Annotated in this window: 1 tRNA gene; it reads right to left on the reverse strand. The window is 48.6% G+C overall.

The annotated features are described in order from the left end of the window. Positions 1-224: 224 nt before the first annotated feature. A tRNA-Glu gene (locus HFD95_RS21885) sits at positions 225-300 on the reverse strand. Positions 301-418: the final 118 nt, after the last annotated feature.

A 418-nucleotide genomic window follows, 5' to 3' on the forward strand; every position in this document is an offset into this window, starting at 1 on the left:
AGTCGCTTAACCTCACAACCCACAGGCGTTTTACAACGCTGCGAATTGCAAGCATTTGAGAGACTCGAACGCATCGCCTTGTCATTCCCTATTACGGAGGAATGACGCGCTGCGTCGTTTCAATTTTCAGCTTGTTCCGGATTGTTAAAGAGCAATATCTTAAACATGACTCGTAAGTCATCTTTAAGATATGTGGGTAACATCTTTCACCTGTCACCAAGCTTTGGCGTCCCCTAGGGGATTCGAACCCCTGTTACCGCCGTGAAAGGGCGGTGTCCTGGGCCTCTAGACGAAGGGGACAATTAAGTCTGTCTTCGAAAGACACTTTGCTCGTTATTTTCTATCAGACAATCTGTGTGGACACTGCGCGGGAAGGTATCTTCAGGTAAGGAGGTGATCCAACCGCAGGTTCCCCTAC

It is taken from the genome of Pantoea sp. EKM10T, from assembly GCF_011800685.1.
Classification (GTDB): domain Bacteria; phylum Pseudomonadota; class Gammaproteobacteria; order Enterobacterales; family Enterobacteriaceae; genus Pantoea; species Pantoea agglomerans.